This is a genomic window from Longimicrobium sp. (genome assembly GCA_036387335.1).
GTDB lineage: Bacteria > Gemmatimonadota > Gemmatimonadetes > Longimicrobiales > Longimicrobiaceae > Longimicrobium.
The window spans coordinates 1-24,969 of sequence record DASVTZ010000097.1; the positions used below are offsets into that span (position 1 = coordinate 1).

Here is a 24,969-nt window from a genome sequence, read left to right on the forward strand (position 1 = left end):
GTGAGGGGGAGAACTCCGTGCGCGGCGCAGAGATCCGGTAGGGGCGCGATTTATCGCGCCCGTGCCCGCCGCCGCACCGCCCCTCGCGCCATGACCCGGATGCCGGTAGGGGCAGACCTGCGTGTCTGCCCTCCCTCGCCCCCATCGCGACCTCCGCACCTGACCACCGAACACCCGTAGGGGCAGCCCCACGTGGCTGCCCGTGCCCGCGTGCGTGACGCCCTCGCACCGCGCACGGATGCACGCGTCCGCCCCTCCCCCAGGCAGTTTTGGGGGAGGGGCCGCGAGGTGACGAGCGGGGGAGGGGGCCCACGCCCCCCCCCCCCGTCCATCCCGGCCCCCTCTTGGGTACACTTCGTCAACGTTGACGGAACACCCCGGCTGCAGCACTGTACCGAAGAAATGGCGAAAGACAGGGCAATCTTCCAGGACGAGCGGGGCAGGGGGTGGCTGGTGGAGATCCTCTACGGGCACCCCGCGCCCACTGAGCGCGGCTTCTACGGCGCGCGCTTCCTCTGCCCCGAGGACCCCACCGAGCCGCCGCGGGTTGGATACGTGGAGATGGAGGCCGTGGCGGAAGACGACGAGGAGCTCCTGCGCGAGGCGCTCGAGGAGTCCGAGCCGGCGCGCGAGGTGGGTGAGGAAGAGTGCTAAGTCCTAAGTGCTAGGTGCTAAAGTGCTGGGTCGAGCTGCTGTTCAGGACTTGGCACTCAGCACTTAGCACTTCTGTTTCGCCCGTGCCCGCATCCCGCTCCCCCGTTAGATGAAGCAACAACGTTCCGCCGTCGAGCTGTTCCTTGAACCCGCCGCCGCCGAGCTGGTGCGGCGGGAGATCGCGCGCGCCCGGGGCAACGAGGTGTGCTTCGTCGCGCGCGTGGGCGAGGGCGGGGCCGTCACCGAGCCGCGCGTGATTGCGCGGGGCGGGCCGTCGGCGGTGCTGGCGCTGGTGAAGTCGCCCGAAGCGGGGGGGCTGCTCATCCACAACCACCCCTCCGGCGTGCTGGAGCCCTCCGAGGCGGACTTCCAGGTCGCGGCGCGGGTGTGGGAGATGGGGCTGGGCTCCGCCATCGTCGACAACGACGCGAGCGAGCTGTACGTCATCGTGGAGCCGCCCGACTCCAGCGAGTGCACCCCGCTCGACCTGGACTCGCTCGACCGCGACCTGGGCCCCGGCGGAGCGCTCGCCTCGCGCCACCCGCGCTACGAAGACCGGCCGCAGCAGCGCGAGCTGGCGCGGATGATCGGCGCGCTCTACAACGAGGGCGGCGTCGGGATCGCGGAGGCGGGCACGGGGACGGGGAAGTCGGTGGCGTACCTCCTGCCCGCGATCCGCTGGGCCGTGCTCAACGGCGAGCGCACGGTGGTGTCCACCAACACCATCAACCTCCAGGAGCAGCTCGTCGACAAGGACCTCCCCATGCTGCGTCGCGCGCTGGGGCTCCCCTTCCGCTTCACGCTGGTGAAGGGGCGGCGAAACTACGTCTCCGTGCGGCGCGCGCTGCTGGCGCGGGACAACGCGGCGGCGCTGTTCGACGCGGAGAAGCAGGCGGAGCTGGCCGGGATCGTCGAGTGGCTGGGGAAGACGGCGGACGGCTCCCTCTCCGACCTCTCGTTCCGCCCCTCGGCCGAGGTGTGGGACGAGGTGTCGTCCGAGAGCGACATCTGCCTGCGGGCGAAGTGCCCCAATTTCGAGGACTGCTTCTACCAGCGCGCCCGTCGCGAGGCATCATCGGCGGACATCGTCGTCTCCAACCACCACCTCCTGTTCAGCGACCTGGCCGTGCGGCGCGCGCAGGGGAACTACTCCTCCCCCGCCGTCCTTCCGCACTACAAGCGGCTGGTGCTGGACGAGGCGCACAACCTGGAGGAGGCGGCGACGAGCCACCTCGGGGCCACCGTGTCCCGCCGTGGCCTCTTCCGCACGCTGCGAAGGCTGGAGCACCGGGGGAAGGGGCTGCTCCCGGCCTTCCGCGGGGCGCTGGGGGCGGTGAAGAACGACCTGCTGGCCCGCGCCGCGCTCGACACCATCGAGGAGCGGCTCCTCCCGTCGCTGGAGGGGGCGCGGGAGCGGGCGGCGGCGGTGTTCTCCTTCCTCAACGACGTCTTCAACTCCGGCGAGCCACTGGCGCGGCTGGACGACCACTTCGCCGCGCACCCCGTGTGGCCGCTGGGGCTGGACGATGCGCTCTCCGGCCTGCTGGACAACCTCCAGTCGATGCTGGCCGGGATGGAGCTCCTGCGCGAGCGCGTCGCCACCGACGACGAGCTGCGCCGCAACCTGGAGCCGCAGCTGATGGAGCTGCGCGGCGCCGCCAACCGCGTGGAAGGCGCGGCGGACGGCCTGCGCATGGCGCTCCGGCCGGGCGAGGAGAAGGTGAAGATGGTGCGCTGGATGGAGCGGCAGGCGGCGCGCGAGAGCCGCGAGGGGAACCTGACGCTGAACGCCGCCCCGCTCGATCTTTCCAGTGTCCTCCGCGAGTCCGTCTTCGAACAGGTGCCGACGGTGATCCTGACCTCGGCGACGCTTTCGACGCAGGAAAAGGATTTCCGCTTCGTGCGCCAGCGCCTGGGGCTCAGCGACGCGTTCGAGCAGGAGCACCCGGTGGCCGAGGCGGTCTTCCCGTCGCCCTTCGACTACGGGCGGCAGGCGCTGCTCGCCGTCCCCACCGACCTCCCGCTCCCGGCAGGCGACGCGGATCCGCGCCACGACGAGGCCACCGTGCGCGCGGTGCTGGAGCACGCAAAGATCTCGGACGGCGGGCTGTTCGTGCTCTTCACCTCGTACCGCGCGCTCCGCCACGTCGCATCCGAGCTGCGCCGCCGCCGCGCGGACCTGGAGTGGCCGCTCTTCGTGCACGGCGAGGGGCCGCGCGGGCAGCTGGTGGAGCGCTTCGCCGTTTCAGGGCGCGGCATCCTGCTGGGGACCACCTCGTTCTGGGAGGGGGTGGACGTCCCCGGCTCCGCGCTCCGTGGGTTGGTGATCCCCAAGCTCCCCTTCAAGGTCCCGAGCGAGCCGGTGACCGCTGCTCGCATCGAGGCGATCGAGCGGGCGGGGGGCAACTCGTTCGTGTCGTACATGCTCCCCAGCGCGGCGATCCGGCTGAAGCAGGGCTTCGGCCGCCTGATCCGCTCCACCGGCGACCACGGCGTGGTGCTGGTGCTGGATGGGCGTGTGGCGAAGAAGAGCTACGGGCGGTACTTCACCGACTCGCTCCCACCCGCGCCGGTGGTGAAGGGGCCGTGGCGCGAGGTGAAGGAGGCGATGTTGCGGTTTTACGGGGAGCGGATGGAGGCGAGGAGAGCGGGGTAGGGTAGGGGCGCGTTGCCGGGGGCGGCGCGGCGGATGGCACGGGCAGCCACGTGGGGCGGCCCCTACGAGGGTCGGTGCCGAGGGGCGAGGGTTGGATTGCGGCGAGGGTGGGCAGACACGCAGGTCTGCCCCTACCGTCTTCGGTGCGCACGGGCGGGTGGCGGAGCAGCCCGTGACACGGGCGCGATGAATCGCGCCCCTACGGGTTTTGTGCCAAGCGCACGGCAGTTCTCCCCCTCCCCCGCCCTGCGCCCCCGCAGGCGGGGGAGGGGGCCGGGGGGAGGGGGCCCGGGAACCCCCTCGCAGCACCCGTGTACCTGCGCCATTCCGGATCTACGGCGCCGCACATCCAGGATCAGATGAAGCTCTCAAAGAACCGCTGGCTCGCGCTCGGCATCGCCGGGGTGGTGGCGGCGGACTGGATCACGAAGTTCTGGGTGGCCAACCAGTTGTCGTACGGCACCGTGCGGCCCGTGGTCGGCGGGTGGGTGTGGCTCGCGCACCGCCGCAACCCGGGGATCTCGTTCTCGGCGTTCGCGGGAAGCGAATCGGCGTGGCGCACGCCGCTGCTGGCGCTGGCGGCGCTCGCGGGGGTGGCGATGGCGTTCCAGATCATGCGCACCACGCGCGACGCATGGGTGCGCATGGCGTCCGGGCTCGTCGTCGCGGGGGCGCTGGGGAACCTGGGCGACCGGCTGATGGACGGCGCCGTGACCGACTTCATCCTGGTGCGCTCCTTCCCCTTCGTCTTCAACGTGGCCGACATGGCGATCTCGCTGGGCGCCGTGGTGCTGGCGGCACGACTGCTGCGCGACACCCCCGCCGACTCCACTCCGTCCACAGTGATCTGAGGCCCTCGTACATGCCCCGTCTCGCCCGCCACTTCCAGGGTCTGCCGCCCTACCCGCTGACCGACGTTCCCGCCATCAAGCGCGAGCTGCTGGCCAGGGGGGTGGACGTGATCGACCTGGGGACGGGCGATGCGGACCTGGCGCCGCCTCCCGCCGCGGTGCAGGCGCTGCGCGAGGCGGCGCTCGACCCGGCCAACTCGCGCTACGCCTTCCAGCTCGGGCTCGTCGAGTTCCGCGAGGAGATCGCGCGCTGGATGCAGGGGCGCTTCGGCGTGGCCGTCGATCCGATGCGCGAGGTGCTGCCGCTGATCGGCTCCAAGGAGGGGATCTTCCACCTCCCCTTCGCCTTCCTGGAGCGCGGCGACGTCACCATCATGCCCGACCCCGGCTACCAGGCGTACCTGGGCGGCACCGTGCTGGCCGGCGGCGAGGCGCACCTGGTTCCGCTGCGGCCCGAGAACGACTTCCTCATCCCGCTGGACGAGATCCCCGCCGATGTCGTGAAGCGCGCGCGCATCCTCTACCTCAACTACCCCAACAACCCCACCGCCGCGATCGCGCCTCGCGAGTACCTGGAGAGCGCGGTGGAGTTCTGCCGCGAGCACGACCTGATCCTGGCGTACGACAACGCGTACTCGGAGGTGGCGTTCGACGGGTACGTTCCGCCGTCGATCCTGGAGATCCCCGGCGCGCGCGAGGTGGCGATCGAGTTCCACTCGCTCTCCAAGACGTACAACATGACGGGGTGGCGCGCGGGGTGGGCCGTGGGCGAGCCGCAGCTCATCGCGGCGCTGCAGCGGGTGAAGAGTTTCGCGGACACGGGCGTTCCCTTCTCGATCCAGCACGCGGGAACCGCGGCGCTCCGCTCGCACGCGGAGTGGGTGCCGGGGAACGTGGCCACCTTCCAGGCCCGCCGCGACGCCGCCGTCGAGACGCTGCGCGGCGCCGGCTGGGACGTGCCCAATCCCGCCGCTACGATGTACCTGTGGGTGCCGCTCCCCGAGGGCGTGGAGTCGGAGCAGTGGGCGCGCCGCCTTCTCCTGGAGCAGGGCGTCACCGTGCTCCCCGGCAAGTCGCTGGGGCGCGGCGGCGAGGGGTTCTTTCGCATCGCGCTGACCACGTCGGAGGAGCGGATCCGCGAGGCGGCGGGGCGCATCGCGCGGATGGTGGAGACGGCCGCGGTCTGAGCTTTCGCGCGTCGCGGACACGAGCCCGGCGGGGATGCCCATCCCCTGCCGGGCTCGCTTGTTTAATGCGCGGATCATGGCGAGGGCGGAACCGGGTGGGCGGGGTCGAGTAGAATGGAGACGATGACCCGCGCCACTCTCGAACCGCCGCCCGCGCACGCGCGCACCCCGCAAGCCACCGGGGCGGTTCCGCACGTCCCTGTGCGCGCGCCGTTCACCCGCAAGCCGCGACACGAGCGCGGCACGCACGTCAGCCGGCGTGGAGTTGCGCTCTCGCTGGGCGCGCACCTCCTGCTGGCGCTTGTCGTGTGGATGGCGCCCGTGAGGCGGCCCGTGCAGCCGAGCGATGCACCGCGAGTCGGTGCGCCGTCGGATGCGGTCAGCTACGTGGACATCGGCGCGTGGCCGGGCGACGACGGAGGTGCGGGTGGTGAGCCTGCGCCCGCGGCCCCGCAGACCGCCACGAGCGCCGAGCAGGTCGCGGCGCCGGTGCGGGCGGACACGGCGTCCGTCGCCGCGCCGGAGCTGAGGAGCTTTCCGCAGCGCGCCCCCTCGGGGATCCCGGCGCGCGCGGCACCACGCGCGGGCGGCGCTCCCGTGGGTGCGGCGCAGGGTGCGTCTCAGGGCACGGGCGCCGCTCCCGGAACGGGCGCGCCCGGTGCGGGCACGGGAACCGGACGCGGGCGCTCGGGCGCGGCGGGTGGGCGGCTGGGTACGGAGCTGGGCGACGGGCGGCTCGTGGTGACTCCCGAGGCGGCTCGCGAAACCCCAATGAGCGACAACGACCGGGTCCGCGCGCGAATCGCCCGCAGCCTGGGCGCCTACAACGACTCCATAGCCGACGAGGCGCGTCGCCGCCATCGAGCCGAGAACTGGACGATCAAGGACCGGCAGGGACGCGAGTGGGGGATCGGCAAGTGCGGCGCGCCCGTCATCGCCGGCAGGCGCATCCCCACCTGCACCACGCCGCCCGTGGGACGCAGCCGCGAATCGGAGCTGCACGACGCGGAAGAGAGGCGCCAGCGCGGCGAGATCGACCGGCAGGAGGAGACGCAGGACCTCGACCGGAACATGCGAGAACGCACGCGGGCCACCCGCGAACGGATGGACCGCGAGCGGGAGCAGCGACGGCGCGCGGGGGCGCCTGGCAATCCATAGCCGGGCGCCCTTTCGGTGCCCGGCTGGAACACCTCTTGCACCCCCGCACCCCGCGCCGCGCTGCGCAAATCGTCTGGCACCAACATCGTACGAAGGGGGAAGATGGCTCAGGCCCGGGGGAAGCGCGCGCCGCGCGACGAGGGCGGCAACGAGGGTGAGAACGCGCTGGTCTTCGCGCTGGGGGCCGCCACCGGGTTCGCGCTCTCGCTGTGGGTGGTGGGGCGGGCCGCGCGCGAGGTGCAGGCGGGCGGCGTGCGCGGAAGGATCCGCGACGGCGCCCTCTCCCTCACCGAACGCCTGCGCCCGGGACGCCTGCGCCGCGAGTACAGCGACCAGCGCGAGCTGACCCGGCTGGAAGACGCCGTGCTGGACGCCTTCCTGCGCGACCCGGTGCTCGCCGAGCGGCCGATCGACGTGGGCGCCATCAGCCGTGGGATCATCGAGCTTTCCGGCTCGGTGGACACGCACGGCGAGGCGGAGCTGGCGGTGCACACGGCGCAGGCCGTGCCCAACGTGGAGACGGTGGTCAACCGGCTGGAGATCGAGAACGACATTGCGCGCCGTCCGGCGCGCGTAAACCAGGGGACGGGGGGAGCGATGTCGGCAGAGTGGAGTGGAAACGTGAGCGGGATGGGGCGGAAGCGTCAGGGCGACACCGAGCCCGACCAGAGGGACGACTCGCAGCACATCCGCGAGACCTCCATCGAGCACTCGGACCGCCGCGAGTTCGAGGAGGAGGATCTCGCGCACTCGCACACGGTCATGACGTCGCGGCCCTCGCCGCACCCGGAGAACCCCACGAACTTCTCCGAGGACGAGCTGGACAACCAGAGCCCGTACGGCAAGCACGCCGTGCCGCAGCCCGAGCAGCCGCAGGAGCTGAACTCGATGGGCCGCGTGGGCGAGGGCCTCAAGCCCGGCATCGAGCTGCGCCTGGAGCAGGCCGACGTCCCGGTGAAGCCCCACCAGGCCGCCAACCCCGTGGAGCCCCGCGACGAGAACGCCTGAGCGTTTTCCGCGGGTCGAACGGCGCGGGCCGGGGGCGATGCCTCCGGCCCGCGTTTTTGCAGGCAGGGCCCTCACCCCCGGCTCGTTACACTCGCCTGCCCCCTCTCCCGATAACAGGAGAGGGCTGCGCCCTCACGTTATCGAGAGAGGGGGCTCAGTTCGTCATGCGTCCGAGGGCGAGGCCGCGCCGGCGCCGAATTGATTCCGCTGCCGCCCAACCGTACATTCCACCGCTCGCACCACCCGCCATTCCACCGGACCGAACGCAGATGCCGGACGTACCGCTCAAGGACCAGATCCGCGCCGACCTGAACGACGCCCGCCGCGGCCGCGACAAGCTCCGCACGACCGTGCTCAGCACCTTCATCTCCGAGATCCGCAACCGCGAGATCGAGGTGGGCGGCGAGCTGAACGACGAGCAGGTACAGGGCGTGGCGATTACGGCGATCAAGAAGCGCCGCGAGGCCGCCGAGCTGATGCGCGCCAACGCCCGCGCCGAGCTGGCCGAGAAGGAGGAGCAGGAGGCAGCCGTGCTCCAGGCCTACCTCCCCGCGCAGCTCACCGAGGACGAGGTGCGCGCCATGGTCCGCGACGCCGTCGCCGCCGGCGCCAAGAACCTGGGCGACGTGATGAAGCAGGTCAGCCCCCGCACCAAGGGCCGCTTCGAAGGCAAGGAGCTCAACCGCGTCGCCAAGGAAGTCCTCGCCGGCTGAACCCCAGCCCTGGGACGAAAGAGGAGGCGCGGAGATCTTCTCTCCGCGCCTCCTCTCGCACCGGCGGTTGAAACCGCTGCAACAACCGCGGGAAGTCCGCCTTCGCGGACTGGCTTGCGGTTGGCGAGACCGCTTCAGCGGTCTTCCCGTTGTTCCAGCCGGGGGATTCATCCCCCGGCGACACGGGCCGGGCGATGCGGGCCGGCCCCCAACCATCCCGCATTGCCCCCACCCCAAAACCTGCGAAGGCAGGTTTCCCGCAGTTGTTGCAGCGGTTTCAACCGCCGGACCACACCGGTTCCACCCCCGGGAACTACCGGCCCCGGCCCCACCCCCTCACCCGAACGCCGCCAGCAGATCCCCCACCTCGTCCAGCACCGGCGCGCGGTTCTGCTTCGCACGCTCGTAGCGCTCGATGTGCAGCAGCGTCTCCTCGTCCAGGCTGGCGTCGCGGAGCCATTCGACGAGCGAGTCGCGGTCCATCCCGTCGTACCCAAGCACCGGCTCCTCGTCCGCGTCGGCGTACTCGCCGATGGCGCCGTGCGAGTCGCGCGAGCCGTCGGTGGCGCGGAAGCCGCGGGGCCCCGCGCCGGAGCGGAGGTCGCGCCCCGAGCCCTCGTCCAGCGCGTCCTCCAGCGAGCCGCCGCGCAGCGCACCGCGGAAGGCGAAGGCGATCACCCCCAGCGCCGCCGCCCCCAGCGCCAGCTTCCACCAGCCGTCGTTCCGATCCCTGTAGTCCATGTCTGCGCCCATTGCGTTGGAAGTAGTCCCGTCGCGAAGGGCGGGCGCAAAACCCCGGCCATCCTCACCCCGGCGCGTCGCCGGCCGGCTCCGGGGCGGGGGTGGGACGCACGCGGATGCGCTGGGCCAGCGAGTGGCTGATGACCGTGCGCGCCCCGTTCACCGCCACCGAAACGGGCCCCTCGAAGGGCGACTTGTCCAGCAGCTCCACCTCCGCGCCGGGGCGCAGGTTGAGCGAGCCCAGGTAGCGGAGCTGCTCCGGCTCGTCCACCTCCACCTCCAGGATGCGCCGGCACTCGCCCGCCGCCAGGTCGCCCAGCGAGGGGTAGTGCGCCGTGTCCACCTCGCCGTCCGCGCTGGGGATGGCGTTGCCGTGCGGGTCGCGGTCCGGCTCCCCCAGCAGCCGCGCCAGCCGCTCGATCAGCTCGTCGCTCGCGGCGTGCTCCAGCCGGTCGGCCTCCTCGTGCACGCCGTCCCACTCGTAGCCCAGCTTCTCGACTAAAAAGAGCTCCAGCACGCGGTGGCGGCGGATGATGCGCAGCGCCGCCAGCTCCCCGGACGCCGTCAGCCGCACGCCGTAGTACCGTTCGTGGCGCACCAGCCCCTGCTCGGCCAGCCGCTTGACCATGGCGGTGACGGCCGCGGAGGTGAGCCCCAGCCGCTCCGCGATCCGCGACGTGGACACGGGCGACTCGGCCTGCTGGAGCATCCACACGGCCTTGAGGTAGTCTTCCACCACCTGGCTGAACATCGACACGGCGCGCCCACGGAGACGGGGTTGGGTGCAGGGATGCGCTGAACAGTACGGCGCATCGCGGCGGCGCGGCAAGCGGCACCTTGCGCATCCGCGCGATCCACGCGCATGTTTGCGGTCATGCTGCTGTGCCGGGCCCCTTTCCCGCGTGCCCGCATGCTCACCCCGCCGCTCACCTTCCTCACCGATCCCGCCCGGCTGGCGGCCCTGGCGGAGACGGGGCTGCTCGACTCCGCGCCGGAAGAAGTGTTCGACCGGCTGACGCGCCTCGTGGTGCGGACGCTGGGCGCGGGCGCGTCCACGCTCACGCTGCTGGACGGCGAGCGGCAGTTCTTCAAGAGCGCCGCCGGCCCGGACATGCCCCCCATCCGCCAGACGCCGATGGAGCACTCGCTCTGCCGGCACACGGCGGGCGCGGGCGCGGCGATGGCGGTTCCGGACACGCTGGAAGACGCGTGCATGCGCGACAACCCCTCCGTCACGCGCCTGGGCGTGCGCGCCTACGCGGGCGTCCCGCTGGTGACCTCGGACGGGCACGCGCTGGGAACGCTGTGCGCGTTGCACATGAGCCCCCGCGCGTGGAGCGCCGACGACATGGCGACGCTCGCCGACCTGGCGCAGATCGCGGTGGCGGAGATCGAGCGGCGGCGGGCAGGCGAGCGCCCCGAGCACGGCCCGGCCTCGCTTCGTGCCGCGGACGGGCTGATCCGCGCGATGCTGCAGCAGTCGCTAGCGGGAATCTTCGTGGTGCAGGACGAGCGCTTCCGCTACCTCAACCCGCGCCTCGCCGAGATCTTCGCGACAGACGAGGCGTCGCTCGGCGAGCGCAACGTGTGGGAGGTGGTGCACCCCGACGACCGCGCCAGCGCCGAGGAGTACGCGCGGAACCAGCTCTACGGCCCCCCACGCGCCGCCCACTACTCGCTGCGCGGTGTGCGCGCCGACGGCCAGGTCGTCTGGCTGGAGATCCACGCATCGCGCGCCGAGGTGGAGGGGCGCGCCGCGGCGGTGGGGCTGGTGGTGGACGTCTCCGAGCGGGTGACGGCGGAACGGGAGCGACAGGAGGCGGTGGCCGCGCGCGACCGCTTCTACGCGATGGCGAGCCACGAGCTGCGCACCCCGGTGAGCGCCGTGATGCTCTACAACGAGCTCCTCCTGGGCGAAGGCTACGGCACCCTCGGCCCCGAGCAGCGCGACGCCGTGGAGCGCTCGCAGCGCTGCGCCGCCGACCTGCTGGAGCTGATCAACGACCTGCTCGACCTCTCCCGCCTGGAGTCGGGTAAGGTGGAGCCGCGCATCGAGGAAGTGGAGTTGGTGGCGCTGGCCAGGGACGCCGTCGCCGCGGTGGAGGTGATCGCCGCTGAGCAATCGTGCACCGTCACCCTGGAAGCCCCCGAGCCCCCGCTGGTCGTGGGCGGCGACGGAAAGCGCATCCGCCAGATCCTCCTCAACCTGCTGGGGAACGCGGTCAAGTACGGCCACGGCCGCCCGGTCCGCGTCCTCGTGGCGCGCCACGGCTCCGGCGCCATAGTCGAAGTGGCCGACCTCGGGCCCGGCATCCCCGCCGCGGACCAGGCGCGCATCTTCGAGGACTTCGTGCGCCTGGACGACGCCGCGGACCAGGGCACCGGCCTCGGCCTGCCCATCGCGCGCCGCCTCGCCCAGCTCCTCGGCGGCTCCCTCGAAGTCGCGTCGGTCGTCGGGCAGGGAAGCACCTTCCGCCTGACCCTCCCCGCCTGAACGAAAAGCCTCGCACAGAGCCACGGAGAGAACTTCGTTGTCTTTCCTCTGTGTCTCTGTGTCTCTGTGTGAGCCCGCGGTTTCCTATCTCGTTTCGAGAACGTAGCTTGCGGATGCGTTGCCGGGGCGCGGCTAAGTCGTTATATTACGCGGCTTAACGTTGCTGGGCGCGCGTTCCACTCCGCACGAGGTGGCCATTGATCCAGATCTCCGACGCCCTGAAGACGCCGCTCGACTACGCCCGCCTCACCCGCGAAGAGCTGGCCGAGCGCATTCGCCGCCGGAAGACGGAGCTGAACGCCGTCATCCTGGGCCACAACTACCAGCGCGTGGAGATCCAGGAAGTCAGCGACTACCTGGGCGATTCCCTGGGCCTGTCGCAGGAGGCCGCCCGCACCGACGCGGACGTGATCGTCTTCTGCGGCGTGCACTTCATGGCCGAGACGGCCAAGATCCTGTCGCCGGGCAAGACGGTGCTCATGCCCGACCTGCGCGCCGGCTGCCCCATGGCGGACTTCGTCACGGGCGACGCGCTGCGCCGGCTCAAGGCGCAGTACCCGGGCGCCGTGGTGGTGGCGTACGTCAACTCGACGGCCGAGGTCAAGGCGGAGTCGGACATCAGCTGCACCTCCGCCAACGTGGTGCAGGTGATCGACACCATCCCGGCCGACCGCACCATCCTCCTGGTTCCCGACCGCAACCTGGCCCGCTACGCCGCCGAGCGCAGCGGCCGCCCGTACGTGATCGCGGGGCGCGAGGAGGGCGAGGTGAAGCCGGGGAGCATCGTGGCGTGGGACGGCTACTGCTACGTGCACGACGACCTGGTGCTCGACGAGCTGGCCGCCGCCAAGAAGAAGCACCCGCGCGCCCTCGTCGTCATCCACCCCGAGTCGCGCGCCGAGCTCCTGGCGCAGGCGGACATGGTCGCTTCGACGGCGAAGATGGTGGACATCGCCGAGCAGAACGACGAGGTGATCTTTGGCACCGAGCGCGGCATCGTGGACCGCCTCAAGGCCCGCTTCCCCGAGAAGACGCTGGTGCCGCTCTCCGGCGCCGCGATCTGCGGGAACATGAAGGTGAACACGCTCGCCAAGCTGGCCTGGTGCCTGGACCACCAGCAGCACGAGCTGGTGCTGGACGAGGACGTGCGCACGCGCGCCGAGCTCTCGCTGCGCCGCATGCTGGACCTCAACCAGGGCTGGGTCGCCCCGACCGCCGAAGAAGCCGCGCTCGAGGAAGCCGGCCTCCGCAAGCCGGGATGCGGCTGCGCCTGACCTGAATCCGGTTGACGAATCGCCCCGGGAGCCCCGAGCTTCCGGGGCGTTTCCTTTCCACCCGCCCCATTATGCCACCGCTTCGCCTCACCATCCTCCCCGACACGCTCGCCGTCTGCCGCTTGGCCGCGGACGAGCCGCTCCCGGCGTGGCTCCCGCCCCACGGCTTCCTCTCCGTCACCCGCACGTCCGACGAGCTTTCGATCGTGTGCCCGCAGGACGCGGTGCCGGCTGGCATCCGCAGTGAGCCCGGCTGGCGCGCCCTCGCCGTCGCGGGCCCCCTCGACTTCGGCCTCACCGGCATCCTCGCCTCCATCGCCGCACCGCTGGCGGAGGCGGGGATCAGCATCTTCGCGATCTCCACCTTTGACACCGATTACGTGCTCGTGAAGGCGGAGCGGCTGGATGATGCGGTGGAGGCGCTGCGGCGCGCCGGGCACCACTCTTCTTTGTCATCCTGAACGAAGCGCCTCACAGCCGCCGGCCTCTCACCAATCTCTGGCGCGCAGTGAAGGATCTACTGCGTGTAACGCGAGGCTCGTGGCCGCCCCCCGTCCTCCCGCCGCGCCGGCTAGATCCTTCGCTCGCCGCAACGACTACGATGTGCCACGCCAGCCCCGGCGGGGCGGCTCGCTCAGGATGACAGAAAGGGGGGGCGCGGCTCGCCTCTTTTATGTCATCCTGAACGAAGCGCCTCACACTCGCCGGCGTCTCACTGATCTCTGGCGCGCAGTGAAGGATCTACTGCGCGTGATGCGAGGCTCGTGGTCGCACCCCGTCCTCGTGCAGCGCCGGCTAGATCCTTCGTTCGCCACAACGACTACGATGTGCCACGCCGGCCCCGGCGGGGCGGCTCGCTCAGGATGACAGAAAGGGGGGGGCGCGGCGCGGCTCTTGTGTTGCGGAGGGGGTGGCGGGGTGCGATTTTCTTCGCCCCAGACAACTTCTGAAGGAGCGGCGGCGATGGCGGATGGACTTCTTGCGGTGGGGAGCGAGGCTCCCGTGTTCGAGGCGGAGACGACGGACGGCGCGCGCGTCTCGCTCCCCGAGTTCCGAGGAAGGAGCGCGGTGCTCCTCATGTTCTATCCGCAGGACGACACGCCCGGGTGCACCGCACAGATGTGCGCCGCCCGCGACGAGAGCTCCGACTACGCCGCGGCCGGCATCGTCCGCTTCGGCGTCAACCCGGGGTCGCTGGCCAGCCACCGCGACTTCGTCACCAAGTACTCCCTCGACTTTCCGCTGATCGTGGACGTCGACTCCGAGATCGCAAGCGCGTACGGCGTGCTGCGGGATGACGGCTACACGGGTCGTGCAACCTTTTTGATCGATCGCGACGGCCGCATCGCATACGCGCAGCCGGGCGCGCACGGGTTCGCCGAGATCGCCGGAGCGGCAGGTGTCTGAGGCGCCGCGGGGGGAGCTCGTCGTCCGCACCTTTACGGGCGGGCCGTTCACGCAGAACAGCTACCTGGTGAGCTGCGCGCGCACCGGCTCCTCCATCCTGGTGGATGCAGGCGCGGGCACTCCGGAGGCGCTCGAGGCGGCACGTGCGTCGGGCGTCACCATCGACGCGATCGTGCTGACCCACGCGCACATCGACCACGTGGACGGGCTGTCGCATGCCAAGCGGGAGACCGGCGCCCCCATCTACCTCCACGCCGATGACCGCCCGCTCTACGAGAACGCGCCGACGCAAGCGGAGTGGTTCGGGATGCGGATGGCGCCGCTTCCGCCCGTGGACCACGCGCTGGAGCACGGCGGCACGGTTCAGGTGGGCGATTGCACGCTCCTCGTGCGGCACGCGCCGGGGCATGCGCCGGGGCACGTGATCCTGGTAGGGGACGGGGTGGCGCTGGTGGGGGACGTGATCTTCATGGGCTCCATCGGCCGCACCGACCTCCCGGGCGGCGACCTGCAGACGCTGATGAAGTCCATCCGCGAGGAGATCCTCACTCTCCCGGACACCACCACCCTGTACAACGGCCACGGCCCCGCGACGACGGTGGGCCACGAGCGCGTGAGCAACCCGTTCATCACCGGCGTCTACGGCGGCAGCCGCTTCGCCTGACCCGTGCCGAGCCCGCCGAACGAACCCGTGCGCGTCGCCGTCCTCGCATCCGGCGGGGGGAGCAACCTGCAGGCGCTGATCGACCGCTTCCGCGGCGACGCGTCGCCGGCGCGCGTGGAGCTGGTGGTGGGCAGCCGCGCGGGGATCGGCGCGCTGGACAGGGCGGCGCGCGCGGGGATCGCGGGGATCGTCGTGGACCCGCGCGAGCACGGCGACGGTCACGCGGCGCGCCTGCTGGCCGCGCTGGAGGAGCACCGGATCGGGCTGGTGGTGCTCGCGGGATACCTGTCGCTGGTCCCGGCGGAGGTGGTGGAGCGCTTTCGCGGGAGGATGCTCAACATCCACCCCGCGCTCCTGCCTGCGTTCGGCGGGCACGGGATGTATGGGATGCGCGTGCACCGCGCGGTGATTGAATCGGGCGTGCGCGTGTCGGGCGCGACGGTGCACCGCGTGGACGACCGCTACGACGAGGGCGAGATCGTGGCGCAGTGGCCCGTCCCCGTGCTCCCGGGCGACACGCCGGAGACGCTCGCCGCGCGGGTGCTGGCGGTGGAGCACCGCATCCTCCCCATGGCCGTCGAGGCGGTGGCGCGCGGCGAGACGCTGCACGACACCCCTGGCGGCCCCCTCTGTTTCGACCTGTTCGCGTCGCCCGCGCCCCCGGAGGCATCGGTGCGCGCGACGCTGGCCCCCATCCGCGGCTGAACCATGCCCCGTGCACTGCTGAGCGTTTCGGACAAGACCGGACTCCTCCCCTTCGCGCGGGCGCTGGCGGAGCGCGGATGGACCCTTCTCTCGACCGGCGGCACCGCGCGCGCCCTCCGCGAAGGCGGCCTCTCCGTCACCGAGGTGAGCGAGGTGACGGGGCATCCGGAGATGATGGATGGGCGCGTGAAGACGCTGCACCCCGCCGTTCACGCGGGGCTGCTCGGGCGGCGCGCGAACGCGGACGACATGGAGCAGATGCGGGCGCAGGGTTACGAGCCGATCGACCTCGTGGCCGTCAACCTGTACCCCTTTCGCGAGACGGTGGCGCGCCCCGACGTCACGCTGGACGACGCCATCGAGAACATCGACATCGGCGGCCCGTCGATGCTGCGCTCGGCCGCCAAGAACCACGCGAGCGTCTGGGTCGTGGTGGATCCAGCCGACTACGACGCCGTGCTCGCGGGCCTCGAGTCGGACGATGCGGGGTTGCGGCGGCGCCTGGCGGTCAAAGTCTTCGACCACACCTCGTCGTACGATCGTGCCATCGCGGGCTATCTGGGCGAGGGCACGTCGCTGAATCTGTCGCTCGAAAAGGTGCAGGACCTCCGCTACGGCGAGAACCCGGATCAGCGCGCGGCGTTCTATCGCGATGCGGACGCGGGCGGCGCGGGGCTGGCGGCGATGAAGCAGCTTCACGGGAAGGAGCTGTCGTTCAACAACCTGATCGACGTGGACGCCGCGCTCCTCGCCGTCTCCGCGTGGGAGGGGGAGGCGCTGGCGGCGTGCGCCATCGTCAAGCACACCACGCCGTGCGGCATCGCCGTCGGCGCGGACCCGGCGGAGGCGTACAACAAGGCGCTCCAGACCGATCCCACCAGCGCGTTCGGCTCCGTGATCGCCTTCAACGCCGAGGTGACGGAGCAGGCGGCCGTCCTCCTCCGCCCCAACTTCGTGGAGGCGATCGTCGCGCCCTCGTTCGCGGAGGGCGCGCTGCGGCTGCTGACCGAGAAGAAGAACCTCCGCCTCCTCACCATCCCCGCGGCGGGCGGCGGGGCGGGGGAGACGGACTTCAAGCGAGTGCGCGGCGGGTTCGTGGCGCAGGACCGCCTCTCGATGCGCTTCCCCGAGGACGCGTGGCGAGTCGCTAGTGAGCGCGCGCCGACGGGGGAGGAGATGGACGATCTGCGCTTCGCCTGGCGTGCGGTAGCGACGGTGAAGTCGAACGCGATCCTGCTGGCGCGCGGGGGGATGGCGCTGGGGATCGGGGCGGGGCAGATGAGCCGCGTGGACTCGTCGCGCATCGCGGTGATGAAGGCGCACGACAACGGCTTCGACCTGGCGGGCGCCGCCCTCGCCTCCGATGCCTTCTTCCCCTTCCGCGACGGCGTGGACGCTGCGGCGCAGGCCGGGGTCCGCGCCATCATCCAGCCCGGCGGCTCGGTTCGTGACGACGAGGTGATCGCCGCGGCCAACGAGCACGGGATCGCGATGGTGTTTACGGGGCGGAGGCTGTTCAGGCACTGAGCTTGGGGAATGGGGAAGGGGAATGGAGCGGATGTTGCGGGGTCGGTTTGCTGGCACTTTAATGCTCCCCCGGCGAAAAGGTCACCATGTCATCGAAGCGTGTCATCCTGTTTTCGGCGGCGCTGTTCACCCTCGCGCTGGGAGGCGCGGCGTGTGGATCGCGGGAGCATGCGGCGTCGGCGCCGGGGGCGCAGTCGGCCGGCGCGGAGGGGCTGAGGCTCCGCATCAAGCAGGGCGGGAAGTACTTCGTGGCGGATGAACCGGGTGCCCTCACGGCCGAGCAGCTCGCGCAGCGGCTCGAGAGCGAGGACCCGGCGCGCTTCGGAAAGTCCATCTACGTTCTGGGTGATCCGGGGATCAGTGGCTACGACGTGGTGCTCGCGACCAACGCGGCGGGCGCGGCCGGGTTCACGCGGGCCGCGGGGATCGCGAACTACCGCGAGGATGCGGGCAAGGGGGCGCGTCTGGACACGTGGGAGGTTGAGCTGCACAGGCCGTCACCCAACCAAGCGCGGGACACCGCGCCGCGGAAGTAGACGCGCCTGGTGCCGGACGACGAGCCCCGCGGGAGTTGCCGCGGGGTTTTTGCGTTGGGCACCCGGAGTTCGGCGCGAGGGAGGGCACGGGCAGCCACGTGGGGCAGCCCCGACGAGCCATGCGGGCATCGGTGCGGGGGCGAGGGTGGGCGGACACGCAGGTCCGCCCCTACGGCATCGGTGCGCGGGTCCACCATTCCCCATTCCCCATTCCCCCTTCCCCCTCCGGTTGACGGCGCGCCGGGTCCCACCTACTTTGCCGGTCTCGACCACGGAAACAGGGGACACATCGTGCGGGGGCTGATCTTCGACCCGTTCAGCGGCATAAGCGGCGACATGACGGTCGCCGCGCTGCTGGACCTGGGTCTGCCACTGGAGTGGCTGCAGGGCTTCGTGGCCGGGCTCGACCTCGGCGACATCCGGGTGGGCGCGGAGCGGGTGCAGCGGAAGGGGATCGCGTGCACCCGGCTCCTGCTGGAGCTGCCGCACGAGCACGCGCACCGGCACCTGCACCACGTCGTCAAGATCATCGAGGGAACCGGCGCCCCCGCGCAGGTCAGGGAGCGGGCGGTGCACGCCTTCACCCTGCTGGCCGACGCCGAGGCGGAGGTGCACGGCACCACGCGCGAAAAGGTGCACTTCCACGAGGTCGGCGCGCTGGACGCCATCGTGGACATCCTCAGCGCGATGGCCGGGTGCGCGGAGCTGGGGGCGACCGAGTTCTACACGCGCCCCGTGACGCTGGGGCGCGGCTGGGTGAACATCGCGCACGGCAACTTCCCGCTCCCGGCGCCCGCCACCCTCAAGCTGCTGGGCGGTATCCCGGTGCGCGATCCCGACTTCGAAGGTGAATGCACCACGCCGACCGGGGCCGCCATCCTGCAGGCGCTCACCGGCGGAACCCCGGCGCCGGTGTCGTTCACGCCCGTCGCCAACGGCTTCGGGGCGGGGACACGCGACCCGCAGGACCGCCCCAACTGCCTGCGGCTGATCCTGGTGGACGGAAACGAGGCGGCGGCGGAGAGCGTGGTGGTCATCCAGTGCGACGTGGACGACCTGTCGCCCGAGTACGTGCCGCCGCTGATGGAGGCGGCGCTGGCGGCCGGGGCGCTCGACTGCACGGCGCTGCCGGTGACGATGAAGAAGGGACGGCCCGGCGTGCGCATCGAGGCGCTGGCGCATCCCGACCGTCGCGACGCGGTGGCGGAGGCGCTCTTCCATGCGGGCTCCACCATCGGGGTGCGCTTCTGGGCGGCGGACCGGCGTACACTGCCGCGCCGCATGGAAACCGTGTTGTGGCGCGGGCAGGAAGTTCGCGTGAAGCGCTCGTCGCTCCCGGGCGGGGGCGAGCGGGCGAAACCGGAGTTCGAGGACGTGGCGCGTGCCGCGGCGGCGCTGGGGATCACCCCGCTGGCCGCCTACCGCGCCCTGCTGGCCGAGGGCGTCGCGGCCGAGGGGTAGCTCCCCCGCCGCGGCCTCCGGACCGATCGCCCCTTGCGGGGGCGGCACCTTTCCCTTCCACGGAGGACGGAAATGAAGATCGAACGTGGGCTGATCCTTGCCGCCGGCATCGCCGTGGCGAGCGCCTGCGCGAGCGCGGGCACCACCGGGGGCGGCGGCGCGGCCGCCGGGCCCACCGTGGCGGCTTCGTCGGCGCTGCCGCAGGTGCAGTGCGCCGCGGGCCCGCCCGCCGTGACCGCGCAGGCCACCGCCGCGCAGGCTGCGCTCAACCGCACGCTGATCCTCCAGGGCGCGGCGCAGACGCCGTTCTACAACACGGCCATGGAGCAGGCGCGCGCCGGCATCGCGGCCGACGCCAACAACCCGCTCCACTACTTCCTGCTGGCCCAGGCGGCGCTCGGCACCAACAACTACGCCGCCGCCGACAGCGCCTTCCGCCGCACGGTGACGCTCTGCCCGCAGTTCGCGAGCGAGGTCAACCCGCAGCGCGAGCGCGCCGCGCAGATGGTGTTCAACGCGGGCGTGGAGTCGTTCAACCGGCAGGACACCGCCCAGGCCCTGGCGCAGTGGGAACAGGCCGGGCGGCTGAACGAGGCGATGCCGCAGGCGTACTTCAACCAGGCCGTGGTGTACGCGGGCCGCAACGACCACGCGCGCGCCGCCACGGCGTACCGCGCCGCGCTCGCCGCGCTGGAGCGCGTCACGCCCGACACCAGCAACGCCGCCGAGCTCGTGGAGACGCGGGCGGGGAGCCTTTCGGGGCTGCTGAACGCGGGCGCGCACTTCTTCTCGGTCAACGACTTCGCGCGCGCCGGCGAGATGTTCGCCGAGGTACACCGCCTGGACCCCAACCACCGCGATGCCTGGTACAACCACGCGCTCTCGCTGTACAAGCTGGAGCGCTGGCAGGAGCTGGTGCCGGTGGCCTCGCGCCTGGTGCAGATCGACCCGCTCAACTACAACGCGCGGATCGTGCTGTTCAACGCGTACAAGGGGATCTCGGACGCGGCCAAGACGTCGCGCAACACTGCCGTGGAGACGGCGAACCGGAACCTGGCGGTGAGCACCCTCCAGGCGGCGGACTCCCTGCCGGTGCAGGTGGACGAGACGCAGCTCAGCACGCGTGACGACGGCGCCCGCCTCACCGGTGTGGTGAAGGGCGGCATTGCGCGCGCGGGCACGCCCATCCGCCTGAACTTCACCTTCTTCGGCCCCTCCGGCCCAGTGGGCACGCAGAGCATTACCGTGAACGCCCCCGCCAAGGACGCCTCGACCCCGTTCGAGGTCGCGATGCCCACGACGCAGCCGGTGACGGGGTACAGTTATCGAGTGGGAAGCTGACGGAAGCGAACGGAAGTGCGTTAGTGCGTTAGTGCGTAAGTGCGGGGCGGCGTCGCGAGATGCCGCCCCGTTACTATTCCCCCTTCTTCTGTCATCCTGAGTGACGCGCCTCACGGTCCTTTCCCCGTCGCGGATTTCTGGCGCGGAGCGAAGGATCTACTGCGCGTGACGGGAGGCCTGGCGTCGCACGCGGTCCTCCTGCCTCGCCGGCTAGATCCTTCGATCGCCGCCAGAGCTTGGGTGTGCGGCTGTCTTCTGTTAGGCGGCTCCCTCAGGATGACAATGTGGGGGGTGCAGGTTCATGCGCCTGCGCCGCGCGGTGGCACTTGGCACTAGGCACTTGGCACTAGGCACTTTCGTTTCGCACTCACGCACTCACGCACTCACGCACTTCCCCAAGGTGCACGCTTCTTGCGACCCAGCGCCGCGATTCGAGGGGAAACGAACGACACGCGGAGAGGAGCCGGTTTGAGCGTAGACGAGATCGCGGAACAGACTGTCCGCTGCGAACACTGTGGAGTGGAGTTCGCGGGCGGGGACGCATGCCCGCAGTGCGGGAAGCTGCGGGAGCAGGTGACGTGCGAGGACGACCCGTCGCAGCTCGCGTTGTTCCGCTGCGTGATCTGCGGGCGCGCGGTGTGCCGCAACCTGCCGGAAGGCTCGCACGCGGCGCTCTGCGACGAGCACCGCACCGTGCCGATGATCGAAGGGTGGGCTCAGGTGTACAGTGCAGCGTCGGAGATGGAGGCGCAGCTGATCGTGGAGAACCTGCGCGCCGAGGAGATCGACGCGCTGCTCTACAACCAGGCCGACCGCTCCTTCCCCGTGGACATGGGCGAGCTCAGCATCGCCCGCGTGCTGGTGCCGGTGTGGCAGTACGGCGCCGCGCTGGAGATGATCCAGGCGCACATGGACTCGGAGGGCGAGGTGGCCTTCGCCTGCCCGGTCTGCGGCGAGGTGTACGAGCCGGGGCAGGCGGTGTGCGGCTCGTGCGGGGCCCCGCTGGCGGGGTAGCCGTTCGTTGACGCGGCCGGTGCGCGGCGCCATATTCGCCCCGCCGGCCGCGCACATCGGGCCGCGAGCGGTTCCCGGGTTTTCCGGAGCCGCTTTTTTCGTATGGTAACATCCTTTTAGCATTGGAATAGACGTGAAGCTTCCCGTAGTCGCCGTCGTCGGCCGTCCCAACGTGGGCAAGTCCACCTTCTTCAACCGCGTCATCGGCGAGCGGGTGGCGATCGTGGAAGACCGTCCCGGGGTGACCCGCGACCGCAACTTCTACCATACCGAGTGGAACGCACGCCAGTTCTACCTGGTGGACACCGGCGGCATGGTGGAAGGGTCGGACGAGCCGATGGACCGGCTGATCCGCGCCCAGGTGCTCACCGCCATCGAAGAGGCGGACGTGCTGGTGCTGGTGGTGGACGTCAAGAGCGGCGCGCATCCGCTGGACTACGCCATCGCCGAGATCCTGCGCAAGACGCAGAAGCCCGCCATCCTGCTGGTCAACAAGGTGGACAACCTGGGGAATCCCAACGCCGTGGGGCACCACGACTTCTGGGACCTGGGATTGGGCGAGCCGCTCCCCATGTCGTCGCTCAGCGGCAAGGGGAGCGGCGACATCCTGGACGAGATCGTCAAGCACCTCCCCGACGTGGAGGGAGAGGAGGAGGAGGCGCTGCGCGTGGCGGTCATCGGCAAGCCCAACGTCGGCAAGTCGTCGTTCGTCAACCGGCTGCTCGGCGAGGACCGGCTGGTGGTGAGCGACGTCGCCGGCACCACGCGCGACGCCATCGACACCCCCATGCAGTACCACGGCCGCAAGCTGATCTTCGTGGACACCGCGGGGCTGCGCCGGCAGGCGAAGATCGAGGACGGGGTGGAGTTCTACTCCTCCATCCGCACCGAGCGCGCGATCTCGCGGGCCGACGTGTGCGTGCTGATGATCGACGCCACCGAGCCCATCGCCGTGCAGGACCTCAAGATCGCCGAGAAAGCGTGGGAGTCCGGGTGCGGGCTGGTTCTTGTCGCCAACAAGTGGGACCTGGTCGAAAAGGAGACGCAGAGCGCGCCCAACTACGAGAAGGAGATCCGCAACCGCGCCCCCTTTCTGAAGTGGGTGCCCATCCTCTTCACCAGCACGGTGACGGGACAGCGCGTGTACAAGACGCTGGACCTGATCCTCGCGGTGCAGGAGCAGCGCACGCGCCGCATCGCCACGCACGAGGTGAACGAGGTGCTCCGCGCGCTCGTCATGCGCGCCAAGCCGCCGCACCATCATGGGCATCCGGTCAAGTTCCTGTACGGCACCCAGGTCTCCGTCGCGCCCCCCACGATGGTGCTCTGGGTCAACCATCCCGACGGGGTGATGGAGAGCTACGAGCGCTACCTGCAGAACGGCTTCCGCGATGCGTGGGGGTTCAGCGGGGTGCCCATCCGCATCAACCTCCGCCAGCGTGGCGAGGAGGCGGATTGAGCCCCTGGCTGGCGCTCGCGGCGTCGTACCTGTGGGGCGCGGTCCCGGCCAGCTACCTGGCCGGGAAGTGGTCGCGCGGCATCGACCTGCGACGGCACGGAAGCGGCAACCTGGGCGCCACCAACACCTTCCGCGTCCTCGGCGCAAAGGTGGCGGCGCCGGTGATGGTCTTCGACATCCTCAAGGGCTTCCTCCCCGTCTTCCTCTTCACCCGCTGGGACGAGCCCGCCGGCTGGCAGTGGGGCCTGGCGTACGGCGCGGCGGCCATCGTGGGGCACGTCTTTCCGGTGTACATGGGGTTCAAGGGGGGGAAGGGGGTCGCGACCGGGGCGGGGGTCTTCCTCGCGCTGGCCCCGCTCGCCCTGGGCGTGGCGCTCCTCACCTGGCTGGGGGTGCTCAAGATGACGCGGATGGTGTCGGCGGCGTCGCTGGCGGGCGCGGCCGTGCTGGCTGTGGTGCTGGCCCTGGCGCCGCCGCCGGACGGCCACGTGGAGATCCGCTGGCTGGGGTGGGCGATCGCCGCGTTCGTCATCTTCTCGCACCGCGCCAACCTGCGCCGCATCGTGCGCGGCGAGGAGCCCCGCTTCGGGCGCGGGCACGAGCCGGAGGCCACCGTGGCCGCCGCGGCCATCACCGCAGACGCGGAGGAGGTCCGTTGAGCCTGGAGCGCACCGCAGTCATCGGCGCCGGGAGCTGGGGGACGGCGCTCGCCAACCTCCTCGCCAAGAAGGGCGGTGAGACCGTCCTCTGGTCGTTCGAGCCCGAGGTGGCGGAATCGATCCGCGCCGAGCAGGTCAACCGCCGCTACCTGGACAGCGTGCGGCTGGACGAACGGCTGCGCGTGACCACCGACATGGAGGAGGCGCTCGACGGCGCATCCGTTGTCGTCTCCGTGTCGCCGTCGCACGTGGTGCGGCCGGTGATGGCGCAGGCGGCGCGGCACATGGCCCCAGGTGCGCTGGTGGTGAGCGCGTCCAAGGGGATCGAGAACGAGTCGTTGAAGACGATGGACGAGGTCCTGGCCGACGTCCTCCCCGACGGAAACGCCGCCGCCTTCCTCTCCGGCCCCTCCTTCGCGCAGGAGGTGGGGGAGGAGCACCCGACGGCCGTCACCATCGCCTCGCACCAGCCCGAGGCCGCCGAGCGGGCGCAGGCGCTCTTCCAGACCCCGTACTTCCGCGTCTACACGAGCAGCGACGTGCGCGGGGTGGAGCTGGGCGGGTCGCTCAAGAACGTCATCGCCATCGCGGCCGGCGTCGTGGAGGGGCTCGGGTACCGCCACAACACGCAGGCCGCCCTCATCACCCGCGGCCTCGCCGAGATCACGCGGTTGGGCGTCGCCGCCGGCGCGGAGCCGTCGACGTTCGCGGGGCTGGCGGGGATGGGCGACCTCATCCTCACCTGCACGGGCTCCCTCAGTCGCAACCGGCAGGTGGGGATCGAGCTGGGGCGTGGCCGGCCCATCGACGAGATCCTGGGCGGGATGGTGGCGGTGGCGGAGGGGGTGCGCACCGCGCGCTCGGCCCGCGACCTCGCGCGCAAGCTGGGGATCGAGATGCCCATCGTAGAGGTGGTGCACGCGATGCTGTACGAGGGCCTCGCCGCCACGCGCGCGCTGGAGCTCCTCATGCTGCGCGAGCCGCGGCGGGAGACGTGGGGATGAAGCGTCCGCAGCGGGAGTTCCACGCGATCGGCGAGGTGTGCGAGCTGTTCGGGATCAAGCCGCACGTGCTGCGCTACTGGGAGACGCAGTTCCCGGCGCTCTCGCCGCCCAAGAACCGCGCCGGCAACCGCGTCTACCGCCAGCGCGACCTGGAGCTGATCGCCCTGATCCAGCACCTGGTCCGCGACGAGCGCTACACCCTCGAGGGTGCGCGCGCGCGCATCGAGGAGCTCAACCGCGAAGGCTCCGCCACCGCCACCGCCGGCGCCGCCCTGGAGCAGAGCTTCATCCGCTCCCTCCGCGGCGAGCTGGAGGAGATCCTGGAGCTGCTGGGTCCGGTGCAGGCCCCCGGCGAGTAAACTCGCTGCAACAACAGCACAAAGTCCGCCTTCGCGGACTCGCGGGCGAGATCCGTCGTCCCCCCTCGACCCCGCCCCCGCCGGACGGGTAGGGGCG

Annotated in this window: 24 protein-coding genes; 22 read left to right on the top strand and 2 right to left on the bottom strand. The window is 71.2% G+C overall.

Annotation, left to right across the window (positions count from 1 at the left end; genetic code table 11):
• Nucleotides 1–402 precede the first annotated feature (402 nt).
• From VF647_08640 to VF647_08670, 7 genes are all read left to right on the top strand, one after another.
• Nucleotides 403–654 carry a hypothetical protein gene (locus tag VF647_08640; protein HEX8452150.1) on the top strand — a complete coding sequence of 84 codons (252 nt, stop codon included), beginning with the start codon at nucleotides 403–405 and terminating at the stop codon, nucleotides 652–654.
• Between the two features lie 109 nt (nucleotides 655–763).
• Nucleotides 764–3,310, top strand: coding sequence for a helicase C-terminal domain-containing protein (locus VF647_08645; protein HEX8452151.1), 2,547 nt, complete (start codon nucleotides 764–766; stop codon nucleotides 3,308–3,310).
• Between the two features lie 359 nt (nucleotides 3,311–3,669).
• A complete protein-coding gene (lspA, locus tag VF647_08650) occupies nucleotides 3,670–4,161 on the top strand; it encodes a signal peptidase II (GenBank protein ID HEX8452152.1) in 492 nt (163 codons plus the stop codon).
• Between the two features lie 11 nt (nucleotides 4,162–4,172).
• On the top strand, nucleotides 4,173–5,348 hold the full coding sequence (locus VF647_08655) for an aminotransferase class I/II-fold pyridoxal phosphate-dependent enzyme (protein ID HEX8452153.1): 1,176 nt from the start codon (nucleotides 4,173–4,175) through the stop codon (nucleotides 5,346–5,348).
• A gap of 123 nt (nucleotides 5,349–5,471) precedes the next feature.
• Nucleotides 5,472–6,506 (top strand): hypothetical protein, encoded by a 1,035-nt coding sequence (locus VF647_08660; protein HEX8452154.1) that lies wholly within the window; start codon nucleotides 5,472–5,474, stop codon nucleotides 6,504–6,506.
• A gap of 102 nt (nucleotides 6,507–6,608) precedes the next feature.
• Entirely contained in the window at nucleotides 6,609–7,514 is a 906-nt protein-coding gene (locus VF647_08665) for a BON domain-containing protein (protein ID HEX8452155.1), read from the top strand.
• 269 nt (nucleotides 7,515–7,783) lie between these two features.
• Entirely contained in the window at nucleotides 7,784–8,227 is a 444-nt protein-coding gene (locus VF647_08670; GenBank protein HEX8452156.1) for a GatB/YqeY domain-containing protein, read from the top strand.
• Between the two features lie 336 nt (nucleotides 8,228–8,563).
• Here VF647_08670 and VF647_08675 read toward each other — a convergent pair whose 3' ends face one another.
• Entirely contained in the window at nucleotides 8,564–8,968 is a 405-nt protein-coding gene (locus VF647_08675) for a hypothetical protein (GenBank protein ID HEX8452157.1), read from the bottom strand.
• Between the two features lie 64 nt (nucleotides 8,969–9,032).
• Nucleotides 9,033–9,719: a metal-dependent transcriptional regulator gene (locus tag VF647_08680; GenBank protein HEX8452158.1), complete on the bottom strand. Its 687-nt coding sequence runs from the start codon at nucleotides 9,717–9,719 to the stop codon at nucleotides 9,033–9,035.
• 159 nt (nucleotides 9,720–9,878) lie between these two features.
• On the opposite strand from VF647_08680, the gene VF647_08685 reads away from it, so the two are divergent.
• The 15 genes from VF647_08685 to VF647_08755 all read left to right on the top strand — a co-directional run bounded on the left by VF647_08685 (nucleotide 9,879) and on the right by VF647_08755 (nucleotide 24,872).
• Nucleotides 9,879–11,462 (top strand): ATP-binding protein, encoded by a 1,584-nt coding sequence (locus tag VF647_08685; GenBank protein HEX8452159.1) that lies wholly within the window; start codon nucleotides 9,879–9,881, stop codon nucleotides 11,460–11,462.
• Nucleotides 11,463–11,659: 197 nt separating this feature from the next.
• Nucleotides 11,660–12,736, top strand: coding sequence for a quinolinate synthase NadA (gene nadA, locus VF647_08690; GenBank protein HEX8452160.1), 1,077 nt, complete (start codon nucleotides 11,660–11,662; stop codon nucleotides 12,734–12,736).
• Nucleotides 12,737–12,807: 71 nt separating this feature from the next.
• Entirely contained in the window at nucleotides 12,808–13,197 is a 390-nt protein-coding gene (locus VF647_08695; GenBank protein ID HEX8452161.1) for an ACT domain-containing protein, read from the top strand.
• Between the two features lie 502 nt (nucleotides 13,198–13,699).
• Nucleotides 13,700–14,143, top strand: a complete 444-nt coding sequence (locus tag VF647_08700) for a peroxiredoxin (protein HEX8452162.1) — start codon at nucleotides 13,700–13,702, stop codon at nucleotides 14,141–14,143.
• Nucleotides 14,136–14,807 carry an MBL fold metallo-hydrolase gene (locus VF647_08705; protein ID HEX8452163.1) on the top strand — a complete coding sequence of 224 codons (672 nt, stop codon included), beginning with the start codon at nucleotides 14,136–14,138 and terminating at the stop codon, nucleotides 14,805–14,807. Before VF647_08700 ends, VF647_08705 begins: the two co-directional genes overlap by 8 nt.
• A 3-nt stretch (nucleotides 14,808–14,810) precedes the next feature.
• Nucleotides 14,811–15,512 carry a phosphoribosylglycinamide formyltransferase gene (gene purN, locus VF647_08710; GenBank protein HEX8452164.1) on the top strand — a complete coding sequence of 234 codons (702 nt, stop codon included), beginning with the start codon at nucleotides 14,811–14,813 and terminating at the stop codon, nucleotides 15,510–15,512.
• Nucleotides 15,513–15,515: 3 nt separating this feature from the next.
• The gene (gene purH / locus VF647_08715) at nucleotides 15,516–17,039 is read left to right on the top strand and encodes a bifunctional phosphoribosylaminoimidazolecarboxamide formyltransferase/IMP cyclohydrolase (GenBank protein ID HEX8452165.1); all 1,524 of its coding nucleotides are present in this window, start codon (nucleotides 15,516–15,518) and stop codon (nucleotides 17,037–17,039) included.
• Nucleotides 17,040–17,125: 86 nt separating this feature from the next.
• Nucleotides 17,126–17,575 carry a hypothetical protein gene (locus VF647_08720; protein HEX8452166.1) on the top strand — a complete coding sequence of 150 codons (450 nt, stop codon included), beginning with the start codon at nucleotides 17,126–17,128 and terminating at the stop codon, nucleotides 17,573–17,575.
• A 291-nt stretch (nucleotides 17,576–17,866) separates the two neighbouring features.
• A complete protein-coding gene (gene larC / locus VF647_08725) occupies nucleotides 17,867–19,036 on the top strand; it encodes a nickel pincer cofactor biosynthesis protein LarC (GenBank protein ID HEX8452167.1) in 1,170 nt (389 codons plus the stop codon).
• A 72-nt stretch (nucleotides 19,037–19,108) separates the two neighbouring features.
• Nucleotides 19,109–20,377 carry a tetratricopeptide repeat protein gene (locus VF647_08730; protein ID HEX8452168.1) on the top strand — a complete coding sequence of 423 codons (1,269 nt, stop codon included), beginning with the start codon at nucleotides 19,109–19,111 and terminating at the stop codon, nucleotides 20,375–20,377.
• Nucleotides 20,378–20,950: 573 nt separating this feature from the next.
• Nucleotides 20,951–21,391, top strand: a complete 441-nt coding sequence (locus VF647_08735; protein HEX8452169.1) for a hypothetical protein — start codon at nucleotides 20,951–20,953, stop codon at nucleotides 21,389–21,391.
• 133 nt (nucleotides 21,392–21,524) lie between these two features.
• On the top strand, nucleotides 21,525–22,850 hold the full coding sequence (gene der / locus VF647_08740; protein ID HEX8452170.1) for a ribosome biogenesis GTPase Der: 1,326 nt from the start codon (nucleotides 21,525–21,527) through the stop codon (nucleotides 22,848–22,850).
• Nucleotides 22,847–23,509, top strand: a complete 663-nt coding sequence (plsY, locus tag VF647_08745) for a glycerol-3-phosphate 1-O-acyltransferase PlsY (GenBank protein HEX8452171.1) — start codon at nucleotides 22,847–22,849, stop codon at nucleotides 23,507–23,509. The genes der and plsY overlap by 4 nt, the downstream gene beginning before the upstream one ends.
• Nucleotides 23,506–24,513: an NAD(P)H-dependent glycerol-3-phosphate dehydrogenase gene (locus VF647_08750; GenBank protein HEX8452172.1), complete on the top strand. Its 1,008-nt coding sequence runs from the start codon at nucleotides 23,506–23,508 to the stop codon at nucleotides 24,511–24,513. The genes plsY and VF647_08750 overlap by 4 nt, the downstream gene beginning before the upstream one ends.
• Nucleotides 24,510–24,872, top strand: coding sequence for a MerR family transcriptional regulator (locus tag VF647_08755; protein ID HEX8452173.1), 363 nt, complete (start codon nucleotides 24,510–24,512; stop codon nucleotides 24,870–24,872). Before VF647_08750 ends, VF647_08755 begins: the two co-directional genes overlap by 4 nt.
• The last annotated feature ends 97 nt before the right edge of the window (nucleotides 24,873–24,969 follow it).

What these genes read in the sequence shown, in the direction of transcription:
- VF647_08685 (HEX8452159.1), top strand. Translation starts at nt 9,879, where the DNA reads ATGCTCACCCCGCCGCTCACCTTCCTCACCGATCCCGCCCGGCTGGCG.
- VF647_08665 (HEX8452155.1), top strand. Translation starts at nt 6,609, where the DNA reads ATGGCTCAGGCCCGGGGGAAGCGCGCGCCGCGCGACGAGGGCGGCAAC.
- purH (HEX8452165.1), top strand. Translation starts at nt 15,516, where the DNA reads ATGCCCCGTGCACTGCTGAGCGTTTCGGACAAGACCGGACTCCTCCCC.
- VF647_08645 (HEX8452151.1), top strand. Translation starts at nt 764, where the DNA reads ATGAAGCAACAACGTTCCGCCGTCGAGCTGTTCCTTGAACCCGCCGCC.
- VF647_08720 (HEX8452166.1), top strand. Translation starts at nt 17,126, where the DNA reads ATGTCATCGAAGCGTGTCATCCTGTTTTCGGCGGCGCTGTTCACCCTC.
- VF647_08655 (HEX8452153.1), top strand. Translation starts at nt 4,173, where the DNA reads ATGCCCCGTCTCGCCCGCCACTTCCAGGGTCTGCCGCCCTACCCGCTG.
- VF647_08730 (HEX8452168.1), top strand. Translation starts at nt 19,109, where the DNA reads ATGAAGATCGAACGTGGGCTGATCCTTGCCGCCGGCATCGCCGTGGCG.
- VF647_08670 (HEX8452156.1), top strand. Translation starts at nt 7,784, where the DNA reads ATGCCGGACGTACCGCTCAAGGACCAGATCCGCGCCGACCTGAACGAC.
- lspA (HEX8452152.1), top strand. Translation starts at nt 3,670, where the DNA reads ATGAAGCTCTCAAAGAACCGCTGGCTCGCGCTCGGCATCGCCGGGGTG.
- VF647_08660 (HEX8452154.1), top strand. Translation starts at nt 5,472, where the DNA reads ATGACCCGCGCCACTCTCGAACCGCCGCCCGCGCACGCGCGCACCCCG.
- VF647_08675 (HEX8452157.1), bottom strand. Translation starts at nt 8,968, where the DNA reads ATGGACTACAGGGATCGGAACGACGGCTGGTGGAAGCTGGCGCTGGGG.
- VF647_08755 (HEX8452173.1), top strand. Translation starts at nt 24,510, where the DNA reads ATGAAGCGTCCGCAGCGGGAGTTCCACGCGATCGGCGAGGTGTGCGAG.
- VF647_08695 (HEX8452161.1), top strand. Translation starts at nt 12,808, where the DNA reads ATGCCACCGCTTCGCCTCACCATCCTCCCCGACACGCTCGCCGTCTGC.
- VF647_08680 (HEX8452158.1), bottom strand. Translation starts at nt 9,719, where the DNA reads ATGTTCAGCCAGGTGGTGGAAGACTACCTCAAGGCCGTGTGGATGCTC.
- VF647_08700 (HEX8452162.1), top strand. Translation starts at nt 13,700, where the DNA reads ATGGCGGATGGACTTCTTGCGGTGGGGAGCGAGGCTCCCGTGTTCGAG.
- VF647_08640 (HEX8452150.1), top strand. Translation starts at nt 403, where the DNA reads ATGGCGAAAGACAGGGCAATCTTCCAGGACGAGCGGGGCAGGGGGTGG.